This window comes from Streptomyces sp. NRRL S-1813 (assembly GCF_000719605.1).
In the GTDB taxonomy this organism is placed as follows: Bacteria; Actinomycetota; Actinomycetes; order Streptomycetales; family Streptomycetaceae; genus Streptomyces; species Streptomyces decoyicus.
In genome coordinates this window covers 99,295-115,691 of record NZ_JOHB01000004.1, presented here as the reverse complement: position 1 = coordinate 115,691, position 16,397 = coordinate 99,295, and the positions used below count along the sequence as shown (strand labels likewise).

Annotated in this window: 12 protein-coding genes and 1 pseudogene; 4 read left to right on the top strand and 9 right to left on the bottom strand. The window is 72.2% G+C overall.

The features are described from left to right. Positions 1-61: 61 nt before the first annotated feature. Complete coding sequence (locus IF67_RS0109175; RefSeq protein ID WP_030983949.1) at positions 62-976, top strand: class I SAM-dependent methyltransferase; 915 nt, start codon at positions 62-64, stop codon at positions 974-976. Positions 977-1,067: 91 nt separating this feature from the next. Here the strand turns inward: IF67_RS0109175 and IF67_RS0109170 are convergent, their stop codons facing one another. From IF67_RS0109170 to IF67_RS0109150, 5 genes are all read right to left on the bottom strand, one after another. Beyond that, on the bottom strand, positions 1,068-1,859 hold the full coding sequence (locus IF67_RS0109170; RefSeq protein WP_030983947.1) for a VOC family protein: 792 nt from the start codon (positions 1,857-1,859) through the stop codon (positions 1,068-1,070). A gap of 200 nt (positions 1,860-2,059) precedes the next feature. Beyond that, positions 2,060-2,893: an aldo/keto reductase gene (locus IF67_RS0109165; RefSeq protein WP_030983944.1), complete on the bottom strand. Its 834-nt coding sequence runs from the start codon at positions 2,891-2,893 to the stop codon at positions 2,060-2,062. 41 nt (positions 2,894-2,934) lie between these two features. After that, entirely contained in the window at positions 2,935-4,005 is a 1,071-nt protein-coding gene (locus IF67_RS0109160; RefSeq protein WP_030983942.1) for a hypothetical protein, read from the bottom strand. A 149-nt stretch (positions 4,006-4,154) separates the two neighbouring features. Beyond that, on the bottom strand, positions 4,155-5,981 hold the full coding sequence (locus IF67_RS0109155; protein WP_030983941.1) for an AMP-dependent synthetase/ligase: 1,827 nt from the start codon (positions 5,979-5,981) through the stop codon (positions 4,155-4,157). Positions 5,982-6,421: 440 nt separating this feature from the next. Further along, complete coding sequence (locus IF67_RS0109150) at positions 6,422-7,285, bottom strand: LysR family transcriptional regulator (RefSeq protein ID WP_030983939.1); 864 nt, start codon at positions 7,283-7,285, stop codon at positions 6,422-6,424. A 255-nt stretch (positions 7,286-7,540) separates the two neighbouring features. On the opposite strand from IF67_RS0109150, the gene IF67_RS0109145 reads away from it, so the two are divergent. Beyond that, on the top strand, positions 7,541-8,596 hold the full coding sequence (locus tag IF67_RS0109145; protein WP_030983938.1) for a bile acid:sodium symporter family protein: 1,056 nt from the start codon (positions 7,541-7,543) through the stop codon (positions 8,594-8,596). A 55-nt stretch (positions 8,597-8,651) separates the two neighbouring features. Here IF67_RS0109145 and IF67_RS0109140 read toward each other — a convergent pair whose 3' ends face one another. Together IF67_RS0109140 and IF67_RS0109135 are read right to left on the bottom strand one after the other, a co-directional pair. Further along, complete coding sequence (locus IF67_RS0109140) at positions 8,652-10,637, bottom strand: sialidase family protein (RefSeq protein ID WP_030983937.1); 1,986 nt, start codon at positions 10,635-10,637, stop codon at positions 8,652-8,654. A 247-nt stretch (positions 10,638-10,884) separates the two neighbouring features. Next, a complete protein-coding gene (locus tag IF67_RS0109135; protein ID WP_030983936.1) occupies positions 10,885-11,826 on the bottom strand; it encodes a quinone oxidoreductase family protein in 942 nt (313 codons plus the stop codon). Between the two features lie 202 nt (positions 11,827-12,028). Here IF67_RS0109135 and IF67_RS0109130 point away from each other — a divergent pair, with 202 nt between their 5' ends. Continuing rightward, entirely contained in the window at positions 12,029-12,472 is a 444-nt protein-coding gene (locus IF67_RS0109130; RefSeq protein ID WP_030983935.1) for a MarR family winged helix-turn-helix transcriptional regulator, read from the top strand. Positions 12,473-12,561: 89 nt separating this feature from the next. Here IF67_RS0109130 and fdhD read toward each other — a convergent pair whose 3' ends face one another. Both fdhD and IF67_RS0109120 read right to left on the bottom strand, forming a co-directional pair. Then, entirely contained in the window at positions 12,562-13,422 is an 861-nt protein-coding gene (fdhD, locus tag IF67_RS0109125; protein ID WP_030983934.1) for a formate dehydrogenase accessory sulfurtransferase FdhD, read from the bottom strand. Positions 13,423-13,654: 232 nt separating this feature from the next. Further along, entirely contained in the window at positions 13,655-14,998 is a 1,344-nt protein-coding gene (locus tag IF67_RS0109120; protein WP_063754315.1) for an FAD-dependent monooxygenase, read from the bottom strand. 462 nt (positions 14,999-15,460) lie between these two features. On the opposite strand from IF67_RS0109120, the pseudogene IF67_RS0109115 reads away from it, so the two are divergent. After that, positions 15,461-16,030, top strand: a pseudogene (locus IF67_RS0109115) (ROK family protein); the annotation flags it as partial. Positions 16,031-16,397 lie beyond the last annotated feature (367 nt).

The window sequence follows — 16,397 nt, the reverse complement described above, 5'->3', positions numbered from 1 at the left end:
GGGGTTACCGCAACGGCAAGGAGGATTGCACCGGCGCGACCCGTCACCCAGGCTCGGTGTCATGAGCAACGACGAACGGCCCGCACCCGGGTACGGCCACGGCCCCCATGACAGTGCGCACATCGACTGGGAGGTGTTCGGCCCGGTTCTCGAACAGGGCGCCGAGCTGCACACGCCGGTCCACGAGCAGGCCGCGGTCTGGCTGGGTGAACTGCTCATGGCACAAGGCGGCGCCGGCTCCGACGGGGTGCGCCGGGTGCTCGACATCGGCAGCGGGCCGGGCGTCGTCAGCTGTCTGCTGGCCCGTGCCTTCCCGGCCGCCGAAGTGGTCGCGGTGGATGCGAACGAGGCGCTCCTGGAGCGGGCGCGGGGCCGGGCCGGCCGCCTCGGGCTCGGGGACCGGGTCCACACCCACCTCGCCGAACTCCCTGACGGGCTCGACGCCCTGGGCGGCGCCGACCTCATCTGGTCGAGCAAGGCCCTGCACCATGTCGGGGACCAGCGTGCCGCGGTCGCCGCCCTCGCCGGTCATCTGCGGCCCGGCGGGCTGCTCGCCGTCGCCGAGGGCGGCCTTTCCGCCCGCTACCTGCCGCGCGACATCGGCATCGGCCGCCCGGGGCTCCAGGCCCGGCTCGACGCGGCCGGCGAGGAGTGGTTCACCGAGATGCGTACGGCGCTGCCCGACGCGGCCGACGAGATCGAGGACTGGCCCGCCCTGCTCGCCGACGCGGGCCTGTGCACCCCGTGCTCCCGCAGCTTCCTGCTGGACCTGCCGGCCCCGCTGTCCGCCGAGGCGCGGGCCTACGTCCAGGAAACCCTGACCCGCGGTCTCGACCTGTACGGCGACCGCCTCGACGAGGACGACTTCACCACCCTGGCCCGCCTCACCGACCCCGATGACGCCGCCGGTATCACCCGCCGCCCCGACACCTTCGTGCTGTCCGCGCAGACCGTGCACACGGCCCGCGCCCAGTAGCCCACGGCCCGGCGGTCACCGGCCGGGCAGGACGCCGGGCGGCGGGCCGCGGCGCCGCCCATGACGTCACATCAGGCCCTGGCTCCCCGGATCAGCCCTGATCCATCGGCTTCGGGTTGATCACGGCGAAGGTCGCGCCCTGCGGGTCGGTCACCACGGCCATCCGTCCGGCGACCATGTCGAAGGGCTGCTGGAGCGCCGCGCCGCCGGCCGCGGTCACCTTGGCGACGGTGGCATCGGTGTCCGCCACGGCGACGTACACCAGCCAGTGCGAGGGAGTGTCGGTCGGCATCTGTTCGGACATCGGCTGCATGCCGCCCACCGGCCGGTCGTTCACCGTGAGGGCGTAGTAGTTCTCGGCGCCTTCCATGGGGGCGCTCTCGATGCCGAAGGCCGCCTTGTAGAACGTGGCGGCGGCGGACGGGTCAGTGGTGTTGAGCTCGTTCCAGACGAGGGCGCCGGACTCGTTGACGGTGCCGGCTCCGGGGAAGTCGATGGCCTGCCAGATACCGAACACCGCTCCGGTGGGGTCGGCCGCGATGCTCATCCGGCCGAGCGTCATCACGTCCATGACGGGCATCAACAGCGTGCCGCCACCCTTGGTCACCGCTTCGGAGGTGGCGTCCGCGTCGGCGGCGGCCAGATAGGTGGTCCACACGGTCGGCGGCGCGGGCTGGCCGCCCATCGGGACGGCGGCCATGATGCCGGCCACCGGTTTGCCGTTCAGCATGCAGACGGCGTAGCCGCCGTTCTCCGGGGGCCCGATCTCTCCGGTCCACCCGAAGACGTCGGAGTAGAAGTCGATGGCGGCCTGCTGGTCAGGGGCCGCGAGATCGATCCAGCAGGGCGTTCCGGGCTGGTAGGGAGAGGTGACTTCAGGCATTGTGGCCTCCTCGCTGGGGGCACCTCCCATGCCGTGGGCACGGGGGAGGAGCAGGGCGGAGGGGTACCGGCCCCTGTCGGCACGCCGCCGGAGCCACCCCACACTCACCCTCCACACTTCCTGGCGTCCGCCCGGCCCGCCACTCGGGTACGCGGCGGCGCCGCCCGGACGAGCCGGGCGGCGCCGTCACCGAGCGTCGGTCAGGCCACGTCGAAGGTGGCCGGGTCCGGGCCGAGGCGGTTGCCGGTGTCCAGGCCGGCGAGGGCGGCGAGGTCGTCGTCGTCCAGCTCGAAGTCGAAGACGTCGATGTTCTCGGCGATGCGCGAGGGGGTGACGGACTTCGGGATCACGACATTGCCGAGCTGGAGGTGCCAGCGCAGCACCACCTGGGCGGGGGTCTTGCCGTGCTTGGTGGCCAGCGCGGCGATCGTCGCGTCCTCCAGGAGGCCCTTGCCCTGGCCGAGCGGCGACCAGGCCTCGGTCACGATGTTGTGCCGGGCGTGGAAGGCGCGGGACTCGGCCTGCTGGAGCTGCGGGTGCAGCTCGATCTGGTTGACGGCCGGGACGACGGACGTCTCGCCCAGCAGCCGCTCCAGGTGCTCCGGGAGGAAGTTCGAGACGCCGATGGCCTTGGCGCGGCCCTCCGCGTGGATCTTCTCGAAGGCCTTGTACGTCTCGACGTACAGGTCCTTCGACGGGAGCGGCCAGTGGATCAGGTAGAGATCCACGTACTCCAGGCCGAGCTTGGTGAGGGAGGTGTCGAAGGCGCGCAGCGTGGAGTCGTAGCCCTGCTCGGCATTCCAGAGCTTGGTCGTGACGAACAGTTCGTCACGGCGGATGCCGGAAGCGGCGAGCGCCTTGCCCGTGCCCTCTTCGTTGCCGTAGATCGCCGCGGTGTCGATGCTGCGGTACCCGGCGTCCAGGGCACGACCGACGGCGGTGGATGCCTGGTCGTCCTCGACCTGCCAGACGCCGAAGCCGAGCTGCGGCATCGCAACGCCGTTGTTGAGCGTGATGGACGGAACCTTGCTCACGGGGGAATCGATCCTTACGTCGGCTTTCTCGTTCACGGATGTCAACGATCATCCGGAGTCGCGCATTCCCGCGTGTGCCGACGCGATGCGGAGAAAGCGGAGTGTTCTTGTGCGCGCTCCATGGGCGGGGCCGGGTGGCCGTGCGCCGCCGGGGGCGCGGGGCGGGCCGCGGCGGTGAGTTCGCAGAGGGTGAACGCACCGGCGCAGAGCACCACGAGCCCGGTGCACAGCTCCAGGGCGCCCAGCAGACCCGGGAGGCCGTCGGGGACCGCGGAGGCACCGGGGGAGAGGCCGTCGGCCACCGCCTGTCCGAGCCACAGGCAGCCCCCGCAGGCGAAGGCCGCGCCACTGCCGGACCAGGCCAGGGCCAGCGCCGTACGGACCCGGAGCCGGGGCAGCAGGCCCGGCAGGGCCAGGAGCAGCAGCCCGGCGGCGCCGGCGACCGAGTACAGGCCCTGGGACCAGTCCGCGGCGGCGGTGAGGAGGTTGCGGCTGTCCGCATCGGTGGCGGCCACGCCGAGCGTCGAGCCCGTGCCCCACAGGATGCGGACGGTGCCCAGCGCCGCGAGCAGTACGGCCGCGGGCAGCAGGAAGATCCGCTGCACCGCCCGGCTGCCGGTGCCGGGGAGGGCGTGCAGCGGACGGCGCAGCAGACCGCCCCAGCGCTGGTGCGCATACACGGTGAAGGCGCCGAGCAGGGTGACGGCCTCGATGAGAAAGCCGCCGTAGACGACGCCGAAGACCCACGGCGCGAGGAAGTCACCGGCGGCCAGCGGGTTGCGGGCGCCCGTGACCAGGCCGGTGAGACTGCCGCCGACGAGCCCCGTCAGCAGCGGGAAGAGCAGTCCGGAGGCCATCCACAGCGGGAAGGCCAGCAGCCAGGCCGGGGCGCGGCGGCCGGCCGGCCGGGTGAGGGTGTGAGCCACCACGGCGGCGACGGCGTCGAGGAGGAAGGTGAAGGCATTGCCCGCGACCCAGGTGGCGCGGCTGACGCGCGGAGCGTCGAGGACGCCGATGTCGAAGCCCAGCACCCACAGCAGCTTGAGGGCGAGATAGGGAAGGCAGGCGACGACCGCGATCCGGCCGAGGAGAGCGAGGCGGCGACTGTTCATGACAGCAGCCTCATCGGCCCCGGCGCGGCGGACATCCGACCCATGGGCGATCCCGGTCCGCCATACGGGGGAGTGCGGGGCGCCGGACGGGGGGCGCGGGCCGAGGTGAGGCCGGGCCGGTCGGCCGCATCTGGCGGCCGCCCCGTCCGTCACGCCTGGTACAGCGCGTCCACCTCGACCTCGTACGCCGTCTCGATCGCCTTGCGCTTGAGCTTCAGCGACGGTGTCAGCAGTCCGTGCTCCTCGCTGAACTGGTTGGCCAGTATCCGGAACGTACGGATCGACTCGGCCTGCGAGACCAGCGTGTTGGCGGCGACCACGGCGCGCCGGATCTCGGTCTCCAGATCAGGGTCGCGCACCAGGTCGGTCGGCGGCATCTCCGGCTTCTCCCGCATGGTCAGCCAGTGCGCGACCGCCTCCGGGTCCAGGGTCACCAGCGCTGCGATGAACGGCCGGTCGTTGCCGACGACGATGCACTGGGCAACCAGCGGATGCGCCCGCACCCGCTCCTCCAGGCCCACCGGCGAGACCGTCTTGCCACCGGAGGTGACCAGGATTTCCTTCTTGCGGCCGGTGATCGTCAGATAGCCGTCCTCGTCCAGCGCGCCCAGGTCACCGGTGGAGAACCAGCCGTCGTGCAGCACGGCATCGGTCGCCTTGGGGTCGTTGTGGTAGCCGTGGAAGATCTGCCCGCCGTACAGCCAGATCTCACCGTCCTCCGCGATGTGCACGGTGGTGCCGGGGACGGGGGTGCCGACGGTGCCGAAGCGGGTCCGCTCGGGCGGGTTGGCGGTGGCGGCCGCGGTGCTCTCCGTCAGGCCGTAGCCCTCGAAGATCCGTACGCCGGCGCCGGCGAAGAACAGCCCGAGGCGGCGCTCCATCGCAGAACCGCCGGACATCGCATGCCGCACCCGGCCGCCCATCGCGGCCCGGACCTTGCTGTAGACGACCTTGTCGAAGAACTGATGCTGCATCCGCAGCGCGGCGCTCGGGCCGGAGCCGGTGCCGAAGGCCTTGTGCTCCTGCGCCTCGGCGTAGCGGACCGCGATCTCGACGGCCTTGTCGAACGGTCCGGCTTTGCCCTCCGCCTCCGCCCGGCGCCGGGCCGCGGCGAAGACCTTCTCGAAGATGTACGGCACCGCGAGGATGAAGGTCGGCTGGAAGGTCTGGAGGTCGGGCAGGAGCGCACGGGCCGCCAGCTCGGGCTGGTGGGCCAGCTTGACCCGGCCGCGGATCGCGGCGACCTGCACCATCCGGCCGAAGACGTGCGCCAGCGGCAGGAAGAGCAGGGTGGACGCTTCGTCGCCCGGCTTGGAGTGGAAGACCCTCTCGTAGCGGAGCACCATGTTGTCGGACTCGGCCACGAAGTTGGCGTGGGTGATCACACAGCCCTTGGGACGGCCGGTGGTGCCGGAGGTGTAGATGATCGTCGCGGTGGCGTCCGGGGTGACGGCCATGCGGTGCCGGTGCACCACGTCGTCGTCGATATGTGCGCCGGCCGCGGTCAGTTCGGCCACCGGGTCGGCGTCCAGCTGCCACAGCTTGCGCAGATGGGGGAGCCGGTCGATGACCGAGCCGATGGTCATCGCATGGTCCTCGTGCTCGACCAGGCAGGCCGAGACGCCCGCGTTGTGCAGCATCCAGAAGACCTGCTCCGCCGATGACGTCGGATACAGCGGGACGGACTGGACGCCGATCGACCACAGCGCGAAGTCGAACACGGTCCACTCGTAGCGGGTACGGGACATGATGCCGATCCGGTCACCGAACCGGACGCCCTGCGCGAGCAGACCCTTGGCCAGTGCGAGGACCTCGTCCCGGAATTGTCCGGCGGTGACGTTCTGCCAGTTTCCCTCGTCGTCCTTACGCGCCAGCGCGACGCGTCCGGGATCGGCTTCGGCGTACTCGTAGACGACATCCGCCAGACCGCCGACCCGGGGCGCGGTCGCCAAAGGCGGGACGGTGAACTCGCGCAATGACCCAGCTCCTCGTGGTGTTGCTCACAAGGCCGCGACCGTACCCCAACGTGACGGGATCCGGCAGAGCCGTACCACGTCGTGAATCCGGCGGCATGGGATCTGGCCAACCGTCGAAATCGGGTTACTTCGGAGAAGCCTGGACATGATCCGACCGGTTCAACGCCGGACGATCACGACGCCGGGACCATATCTGCACCAAATCTCTGCACCTGACATCAATTCAGCCGGTCGTCCGGCGCGGAGCCCCGTGACCGGGGCTTCTCCGCAGACCAGGGCTAGGGCCTGTCGTCTGGATCAGGCCGGGCTCGCGGGGTCTGGCACGCACATCTGCGGCGTTGTCGTCACTCCCCGACGCTCCGCGTCGACTCCCTCCTCCGCCTTGCAGCTGCACGCACCAGACCCCGTTCCCTGATCCGGCCTGATCCAGACGACAGGCCCTAAGGGAGCTGGAGCCGGTCGCCGCCCGCCAGGATCGCGTCCGCGAGCGCCTCCGCCGGGCCCCGCGCCGCGCGGTCGCGCTGCCCGTACAGAAGAACGAAGTCCACTCCGCCGAGTTCCGGCAGCCCGGCACGTGGCGGAATAGCGACCAGACCTGGCGGGATCATGCCCTTCGTATGCGCCATAACGCCCAGTCCTGCCCGAGTTGCGGCGATCAGTCCGTTGAGGCTTCCGCTGGTGCAGGCGATCCGCCATTCCCGGCCCGCGCGCTCCAGCGCCTCCAGCGCCCGGGCGCGGGTCAGCGCGGGCGGCGGGTAGACGACCAGCGGGACCGGGCGCTGCGGATCGAGGCGCAGCCGCTCGGCGCCCACCCACACCAGCCGGTCGCGCCACACCAGCCGTCCGCGTGACTCCTCGGGGCGCCGCTTGGCAAGGACGAGATCGAGCCGCCCGGCCGCCAGCAGCTCGTGCAGGGTCCCCGACAGCTCGACGGTCAGCTCCAGGTCGACCTCGGGGTGGTCCCGCCGGAACCCTTCGAGGACCTCCGGCATCCGGGTCAGCACAAAGTCCTCGGAGGCGCCGAAGCGGAGCCTGCCGCGCAGCCGGGTTCCCGCGAAGAAGCTCGCGGCCCGCTCGTTCGCCTCCAGGATCGTGCGGGCGAAGCCGAGCATCGCCTCGCCGTCCTCGGTCAGCTCCACGGCATGGGTGTCCCGGGCGAACAGTCTGCGTCCGGCGGCCTCCTCCAGCTTCCGTACGTGCTGGCTCACGGTCGACTGCCGCAGCCCGAGCCGGTGCGCGGCCTGGGTGAAGCTCAGCGTCTGTGCCACGGCGAGAAAGGTGCGCAACTGCGCGGGTTCGAACACGGGGCCTCCATGTCTGCCGTCCGCTCTGCCGTCCGCGTCCGTTGTCTGCGCCTGCGCCTGCATCTGCGTCCGCGTATGCCGTCCGCCTCCGCGGCCTCGCGCAGCGGGAGGCCCATCGTGCCGGGTGGCTCATCGCGAAGCGTAATAACAGTGACCACGGTAAGAGGGGTTCCTGATGTCCGCAGTCCACGGCACCCTGGAGTGGGCCCCGGCCATGCCCCCGCCCACGATCCGCCGAACGACCGAAGAGAGACCATGCGCCGCCCTGTGCCCAAACTCCCCTCCTGGCTGCCCGTGGACGGGTACATCCTGGCGCTGGTGGGCACGGTCGCCCTGGCCGCACTGCTGCCCGCCCGCGGACCGGCCGCCACCGTCGCCGAGGGGACCTCGACCGGCGCCGTCGCGCTGCTCTTCTTCCTCTACGGCGCCCGGCTCTCCACCCGCGAGGCGATGGCCGGACTCCGCCACTGGCGGCTCCATCTCACCGTCCTGGCCTGCACCTTCGTCCTCTTCCCGGTGCTCGGCCTGGCCGCCCGCGGACTGGTCCCCTCCGTCCTGACACCCGCGCTCTGCACGGGGCTGCTGTTCCTGTGCCTGGTGCCGTCGACGGTCCAGTCCTCGATCGCCTTCACCTCCGTCGCCCGCGGCAATGTCGCGGCGGCGATCTGTGCGGGCTCGTTCTCCAGCCTCGTCGGCATCGTCGTCACGCCGCTGCTGGCGGGACTCGTCCTGCACGGGGACGGCGGTGGCTTCTCGGCCGATTCGCTGCTGTCGATCGTCGGCCAGCTGCTGTTGCCGTTCGTGGCCGGGCAGCTGTTGCGGCGGTGGATCAGCGGGTTTCTCCTCCGCCACAAGAAGGTCCTCGGCTATGTGGACCGCGGCTCGATACTGCTCGTCGTCTACACCGCCTTCAGCGCCGGCATGGTCCAGGGCATCTGGCACCAGGTCTCCACCCTGCGGCTGCTGTGCCTGCTGGGGGTGGAGGCCGTGCTGCTCGCGGTGATGCTGACCGTCACCTCGTACGGCGCGAAGCGGCTCGGCTTCCCCCGTGCGGACCGGATCGCGATCACCTTCGCCGGCTCCAAGAAGAGCCTGGCGGCCGGCCTGCCGATGGCCAGCGTGCTCTTCGGTGCGCAGGCCGGGCTGATGGTGCTGCCGCTGATGCTGTTCCATCAGATGCAGTTGATGGTGTGCGCGGTCCTGGCCAAGCGGTTCGCGGCAGCGGAGCCGGCGGCGACGGGCAGCGGGGCGGGAAGCAGGGGCGAGGCGGAGGCCGCGGCCGATGTGGTGGTGAGCGGAGCGCGGGGGTGAGGCCTGCCCGGCGCGGTGGCGTCCGGGCAGGCCGTGGCTTCGCGGACCGGCTTGCTCAGTTCTTCGCGCCGCCACGCACCCGGTCCAGCGACAGCCCCAGCACCAGCGGGCCGTTCGCCGGGGTGTTGGCGCTGCGTACGCCGGACAGCTCGGCGTCGCTCAGGGCCCGCCGGTAGACGCGTACCTCGTCCAGCGCGCCGGTGAACTGGGCGCGGCTGTCGGGTCTCTGGCCCAGGTGCACGCCGAAGACCGAGCCGCGGCTGACCGACCCCGGGACATCGGGGACGACGGTGGTCTCCCCGCCGTCCACGGTGAGCAGCAGCCGGCCGCCGGTGCGGCGCAGCGCCAGATGGTGCCAGCTGCCGTCGTTGTACGCCTCGTGGGTCACGGCTTGGGCCGAGGTGGCCGGGGTGGCGCCGTCGACGGCGGTGAGGCGGGCGGTGATCCGGCCGTGGCCGGGGTCGCCCTCCACCGCCACCTGCGGTGACCTGGCGCCCACCCCGCCCATCCACAGCAGTGGCTGTTCGCCCGTGGCGGCGTCATAGCGGAACCACAGGCTGCACGTGAAGTCGTGGGTGCCCAGGGGGAGGGAGCCCCGGTAGGGGAGGCGCACCGCGTCGTCCGTGCCGTCGAAGGAGAGCGCCCGGCCGAAGCGTCCTTCGGTGGTCCGGGCGCCGCCCAGCACGAGGGCCGGCCGGGCGCCCGGTGCGGCGTCGCGGGTCGTGGGGTCCGGGCCGCGGCGCGGGCCGAGCCAGTCCTCGGTGAAGCGGGCGAAGCGGATCTCGTCCCGGGCGTCGACCGCACCGCCCTCGTACATCAGGCCGGTGACGTCGCCGGAGAGCGCCACCAGGTCCGAGTAGCCGGACCAGTCGGTGGTGACCCGGGCGCCGCGGTCGACGCCCTCCCAGGTGCGGCCCTCGTCCCAGGAGGAGCGGATGGTCATGGTCCGGCGCCGGTCGGGGTCGGCGGGCGCCGCGAACAGGGTGCGGCTGCGGCCGCCGTGCGGGTGCGTCAGGCGCAGCGCCGATCCCTGCACCATCGGGGCGTAGAGGTCGGGAAGGGCGCGGAACGGCGCGGCGAAGGAGTCGCCCCCGTCCCGGCTGACCGCCACGGTGCGATGGCCCAGGTCGGTGCCGTCCTGTTCCCGTCCGTTGACGTAGACGGACCCGTCGGAGCGTTCCAGGAGCGCCATCTCCGAGGGCTTTTGACGGAACGTGCCCTCGGCGGCAACGGGCCAGGAGTCCAGCGCGCCGACCTTCCAGGTGGCGCCGCCGTCGTCGCTGTGGACCAGGGCGGCGTGGTTGGCGGTGACCCGGTTGGCCGCGTAGCTCTCGGAGTTGATGCCGAAGACCAGTCGGCCGGCATGCCGGCCGCGGGTGAGCTGGATGCCGTGTACGGGCCCGGTGGCGTACCAGGAGTTCCACTGCGGGGGACGGATGCTTGTGGTCAGGTCCCGGGGTGTGGACCAGGTGGCGCCGTCGTCGTCGCTGTACTGGAGGTGCGGGGTGCGGTCGCAGGGGACATCGCAGCTGAGGCCGTCGGCGCGGCCCTTGTTGTAGGTCTCGGCGAGCACGATCCGGCCGGTACGGCGGTCCACGATGGGCGCCGGGTTGCCGTGGGTGTCGCCGTTGCCGCGGTTGATGACCTGGAGCGGGCCCCAGGTCCGGCCGCCGTCGGTGGAACGCTTGAGGACGAGGTCGATATCGCCCGCGTCACCGCAGTCGTGCCGCCGGCCCTCGGCGAACGCGAGGAGGGTGTTCTGCGCGGACTTCACCACGGCCGGTATACGGAAGCAGAAGTAGCCGTGTTCCTGGGACGCCTTGAAGAGGACCTGCTGGTCGAATCCGCCGGCCGGGGCCGGGGCCGGGGCCGGGGCCGCGGCAGTGGTACGCGTACCCGGCGCCCCGTCAGGCGCGGCCTGTGCGGGGGCGGTCGGCAGGAGGGCGAGGGCGGTGGCGGTCAGTGCGGCGAGCAGGGCGGCGGCGCGCGGGCGCCGGGGTCTGCTGCGGTGGCTGGGGTGTGCGCGGAGAACTGACGTCATGGTCCGGCCTGCCCTTCGAGGCATCGGCGTCGGGTCATCAGGACATCCCACGTCCTATGTGCATCGCGACGGAAGCTACTGCCGCGTGCCGACCGCGACAAGGAGCGTGCGCCGGTTCTCCGTGCCGCGGCCGTAATTCACTCTCCCGGCCCGCAGGCACTGCGCCGGGTGCGCCCGGTGCGGTACGAGGGCCGGGGGTGACCGTTGTGCCGGGTGCTCCGCAGGTGCCGTCTGCGACTGGCATGTCTTACGGTCGCAGGACCACCTTGCCGAGGTTGGCCCTGGTCTCGATGATCTCGTGCGCCTTCGCGGCCTCGTCCAGGGGCAGTTCGGCATGGACCGCGGCCCGCAGTCGGCCCGATCCGGCCAGTTCCCACAGCTGTGCCCGGTGCTGCTCGTACCGCTCCCGGTGGACGGTGGAGAAGCGGCGCATCGTCAGCCCCGTGATGGTCTTGGCGCCCGCCAGCAGCTCGTACGCCGGGACCGTCCCGCCACCGGAGTTGAAGAAGATCAGCCGGCCGCCGGGAGCCAGCGCGGCCAGTGCGCGCGGCAGCAGCGCGCCGCCGACGCCGTCCAGGACGATGTCGGCCGGCTCGCCCCAGGACTCCTGGTCATAGACCACCACCTCGTCGGCCCCCAGCCCGTACAGGAAGTCCGCCTTGGCGGCCGAGCTGACGGCGGCCACCACCCGTGGCACCCCCTGGAGCTTGGCGAGTTGGACGGCGAGATGGCCGGTGCCGCTCGCCGCGCCGGTGATCAGTACGGACTCGGCGCCCTGTGGTGCCGCGGTGCTGAGCGCGGCGAGCGCCACCTGCCCGCTGCGCACCAGCGCCACCGCCTGCACCGCGCTTGCGCCGTCCGGTATCCGGCTCGCCAGGAAGACGGGCGCGAGGGCGAGTTCGGCGTAGGAGCCGGTGAGCGTGAGCGAGGTGATGCGGTCGCCGAGGGCGAAGCCGGTGACGTCGGGGCCGAGCCCGACGACCGTACCGGCGATCTCGCCGCCGGGCATCGCGGGCAGCGGATCGCCGCCGCCCTTGCCGTCGCCGCGCACCCGCCGTACGCACGGCAGCGTGACGCCGATCGCCTCCGTACGCACCAGCAGTTCACCGGGGCCGGGCACCGGCGCCTCGGCCTCCTCCCTGCGCAGGACCTCGGGGCCGCCATAGGTGTGGAATCGAACGCGGCGCATGGGCCGACACCTCCGGGAACGTTCGGTCGGTGCGCGGTGCGCGGTGCGCGGTGCGCGGTGCACCGGCCGGCGACCGGCTCGCGGTCGTCGGCGGCGCCCACCGGCCAGGTTTCATTGGGTGGCCCAACGATAGCCGGAAACCATTGGATTCACCAATGGTTTTCGTTGGGCTCTCCAATGGATTTCTCGGTACGGTGGTTCCATGGCCGACACCCCCTACGCCCCCAGCCGTATCCGCGCCCTCCCCAGCTGGCTGCTGGGCCGCGCCGCCGCCCGCGGGCACCGGCTCGTCGCCGACGCGCTCGCCGGCGAAGGCATGCGGATGATGCATCACGCCGTGCTGTCCGCGGTCGACGAACTCAGCCCGGTCTCCCAGGCGGAACTCGGCCGGACGCTGGGTATCGACCCCAAGGACATGGTCGCGATCGTCAACGATCTACAGCAGGACGGGCTGGTGACCCGCACCCCCGACCCCAAGGACCGGCGCAAGAACGCCATCGAGATCTCCGCCGACGGCCGGCGGCGGCTGCGCCGCACCCAGGAACTCGGCGACGCGGCCAACGCGGAGCTGACCGCGGCCCTGACCCCGGCCGAACGCGAGCAGTTGATCGCGCTGCTGACCCGGATCGCGTTGCCGGGGGAGTGAGTCACGGGCCGCTCGGCGCAAGGGCACTCCGCCGAGCGGCCCGCCGGTCCGTGCGTTGGATGCGCGGCCTCAGGTTCGTCGCCGCGGCCTCAGTCCGTCTCCGCGGCGGCCCCCGCGGGCAGGGCGATGCGGTGCTCGCCCGCGTAGACATTCATGGAGGAGCCGCGCAGAAAGCCGACCAGGGTCAGCCCGGTCTCGGCGGCCAGGTCGACGGCGAGCGAGGACGGCGCGGAGACCGCGGCCAGCAGGGGAATGCCCGCCATCACGGCCTTCTGCACCAGCTCGAACGACGCCCGGCCGGAGACCATCAGCACACTCGACGACAGCGGCAGCTTCCCCTGCTGGAGCGCCCGCCCGACGATCTTGTCGACGGCGTTGTGCCGCCCCACGTCCTCCCGGATGTCGAGCAGCTCACCGTCCGGCGTGAACAGCGCCGCCGCATGCAGACCCCCGGTCCGCTCGAACACGCGCTGGGCGGCCCGCAGCCGGTCGGGCAGGGCGGCGAGGGTCGCCGGTTCGATGCGGACCGGGTCGGCCGCGGAGGTTTCCAGGGGGAAGCGGGTGGTCGTGCGCACCGCGTCCAGGCTGGCCTTGCCGCACAGCCCGCAGGACGACGTCGTGTAGACGTTGCGCTCCAGGGTGATGTCCGGGACCGGGACCCCCTCCGCGAGCCGGACATCCACCACGTTGTAGGTGTTCTCCCCGTCCGCCGTCGCCCCCGCGCAGTAGACGATGTTCGCCAGCTCGTCGGCGCTCGCCAGGACGCCCTCGCTGACGAGGAAGCCGGCGGCGAGCGCGAAGTCGTCACCCGGTGTGCGCATCGTGATCGCCAGCGGCTTTCCGCCGAGCCGTATCTCCAGCGGCTCCTCGGCGACGAGGGTGTCCGGGCGGGTGCTCACGGCACCGTCGCGGATGCGGATGACGCGGCGTCGCTCGGTGACCCGTCCCATGTCTGATCAGTCCCGTCCTGACCGGGCCGGCTCGGTCCCGGTGCTGTCTGTGCGGAGAGCCTTGGCGGCCCTTGGTGCAGCGGTTGCCGCCGTGGTCACCGGGCGGTCGTGCGCGGGGTGACCTCAACCCTCTCATTCTCCTGCACGGGGGAGGCCAGGTGGCGGTCGGCGTCGCACCGCGCGCGGCATGCCTGTCGGCCGACGGTACGTCGGTACATCGCGTCCGGAGGCGTCAGCTCTTCAGTTCACGGCCGCCGAACGCGCCCGAGCCGTCGGCCGCTGCCCAGGCTGCCTCCACTCCGGCCTGGTCCAGCGTGCGCCAGTCGGGCGTGTCCTGGACGAGGAAGCGGCCCAGCCGGCGCCCCAGCTCGACCATCGTCCGGCCGGTCTCACCGCGCTCGGCGCCGTAGGCCGCCAGCGCATCCGGCCGCTCCTGTAGGGCGTGCAGCGCGGCCTCCAGGGCGGCGGCATCCTGGAGCGCTTTCACCGCGCCGGCGCCGGTGTGCGGGCGGGCGACGGTCGCCGCATCGCCCGCGAGCAGCAGCCGGCCGGTGGTGTAGCGAGGCGCGGTGAAGTCGTACATCGGCTGGATGAACACTTCTTGACGTGGCGTCAGCCGCATCAGCCCGCCCCAGTAGGGCGGCAGCAACTCGTCCGTGACGTGCGCGAAATGGGCGTACAGGGCGTCGGTGAGGGTGCCGGGCGGCAGGCTGGTGGGGGTGTCGAGGCCCAGGTCGAGGCCGGCGGGCGGGGCGGTGTACAGGACCCAGTTCGCGCGCCGGCCCCCGCGGCCGTCCGGGATGCGGTAGATGATGACATGGCCGCCGGGGAAGACGCCGTAGATGCAGTCCTCCTCCGCCCAGGGATCGGCCGGCAGGCCGGGGAGGCCGAGCTCCGTCAGCCGGTCGGCAGGGACGGCGCCGCGCCAGGCGAGATAGCCGGCGTAGCCGGGCCGCACGCCGGGGAACGCGGTGTCGCGGACCACCGAGCGATAGCCGTCCGCGCCGATGACCAGGTCGAAGCGCTCCGTACGGCGACCGGCGCCGGTGTGCTGGCGTTCGCCGCTGCCTTCGCCGCCCTTGTTGTTGCCCTCGCCGCTCTCGTCGCCATCGTCGCCCTCGATGCCGTCGACGCCGTTGAGATGCAGTGCGGCGCCGTCCTCCGCATGGCTGACCGCGGCGACCCGTACCCCCGGCCGGAATGCGGTGTCCTCCGGCAGTCGCCGCCGTAACTCCTGCCAGAGCGGTCCCCAGCAGTAGGAGCGGAACGGGAAGGGCAGCACGCCGACCTGGCGGCCGAGCGGAGCGGAGCCGTCGCGGACGTACCAGCGGCGGGTGGTCAGCTGCACCCATGGCATGGCGGCGTCCATGTATCCGGCGGCGGCGAGTTCGGCGTACCGGGCGTTGTGCACCGCGAGGCCGACACCGCGGTCCGCGAGGTGGCCGGTGGTGCGTTCATAAATGGTGACCCGGTCCGCGCCGGCCCGGTGTGCGGCCAGTGCCGTGGCGCAACCGGCGATACTGCCGCCCACGACGGCGACCTCGGCCCCTGCGATCTGGATGCGGTCCCTGCTCATACGTCGGCTACCCCCTGCGCTGTCCGGCGCCGATGGTCGGTCGGCTGCCTGGTTCGGTCGGGCGCATTCTCGCAGGAGCCGCCTTTCTGCGGCCCGCTCCGGGAGGCGGGTCGGCCAGGGTCTGTACGGCGGATCAGGAGAAGGGCTCCCGGCTCGCTCGCCCCCGTACCGCCTCGGGTCCGGATCCGCCCGCGCGACGCTTTGTCCTCGCACAGGAGAAAGTCGGCATGGATGCTGTCCGTAGTTCTTCCCCGTGCGGACAAGCGCTGCTACGTACCCCTCGAAAGCCCGGTGGTGACGCCGTACGGCGTCACCGCACCGGTCGGTCGATGCCGAGTACGGCTGGAGGGCGGCGTGAGGCGCATGACGGCCAGGACCGCGAACGCGCATCAGGCGCGGCTCCTGCGCCTGTTGCGTGATGACGGGCCCAACTCCCGTGCCCAGCTGGGCGACCGGGTCGAACTCTTCGTCAAGATCGGTACCGGCATCGGCTGCGGCATCGTCGTCGGCGGCGAGGTCTACCGCGGTACGACGGGCAGCGCCGGCGACATCGGCCATATCCAGGTCGAGCCGGACGGCCGCGCGTGCGCCTGCGGCAACCACGGTTGTCTGGAGGCGTACTTCGGCGGCGCCGCGCTGGCCCGGGACGCGACGGACGCGGCCCAGGACGGCACCTCACCCGAACTCGCCGCCCGGATGGCGGCGGGCGGCCCGCTGACCGCCGCCGATGTGGCCGTCGCAGCCGCCTCCGGTGACGCCGCCGCACTGGATCTGATCCGGGCCGGCGGTACCCGCACCGGCCAGGTCATCGCCGGCCTGGTCAGCTTCTTCAACCCGGGGCTGGTGGTGATCGGCGGCGGGGTGACCGGACTCGGCCACACCCTGCTCGCCGCGATCCGCACCCAGGTCTACCGCCAGTCGCTTCCGCTGGCGACCGGCAATCTCCCCATCGTGCTGGGGAAGTTGGGGCAGGCGTCCGGGGTGACCGGCGCGGCCCGCCTGATCAGCGACCATCTGTTCTCGCCTGCCTGATCCGCTCACTCGATCCGTCTGCTCGACCGGCCTGCGCGATCCGGCCGTCCGATCCGCCCGTCTGATCCGTCCGTCCGACCCGCCGAGTGAACTGCGCGCTTGATCCGCCCGCTCGAACCGCACCACCGGACTGTCGCACGAGCCGCACCACCGGGGCTTTCGCGCCGGCCGCACCACCGGGCTTCGCACCAGTCGTACCAACCGGGCTTCGCACCAGTCGTACCGCCCCCGCACCGCCGTGGCCCGGCGCTGTCGCACCGCCGCCCGCAGAGGCGTGAACTGCGCGTCCCCCGTTGCCCGTTCCACCTGCCCATGTACCCAGCCCACTTGCCCTGCCCGTGTACCCAGCCCGTTTGCCCTGCCCGCT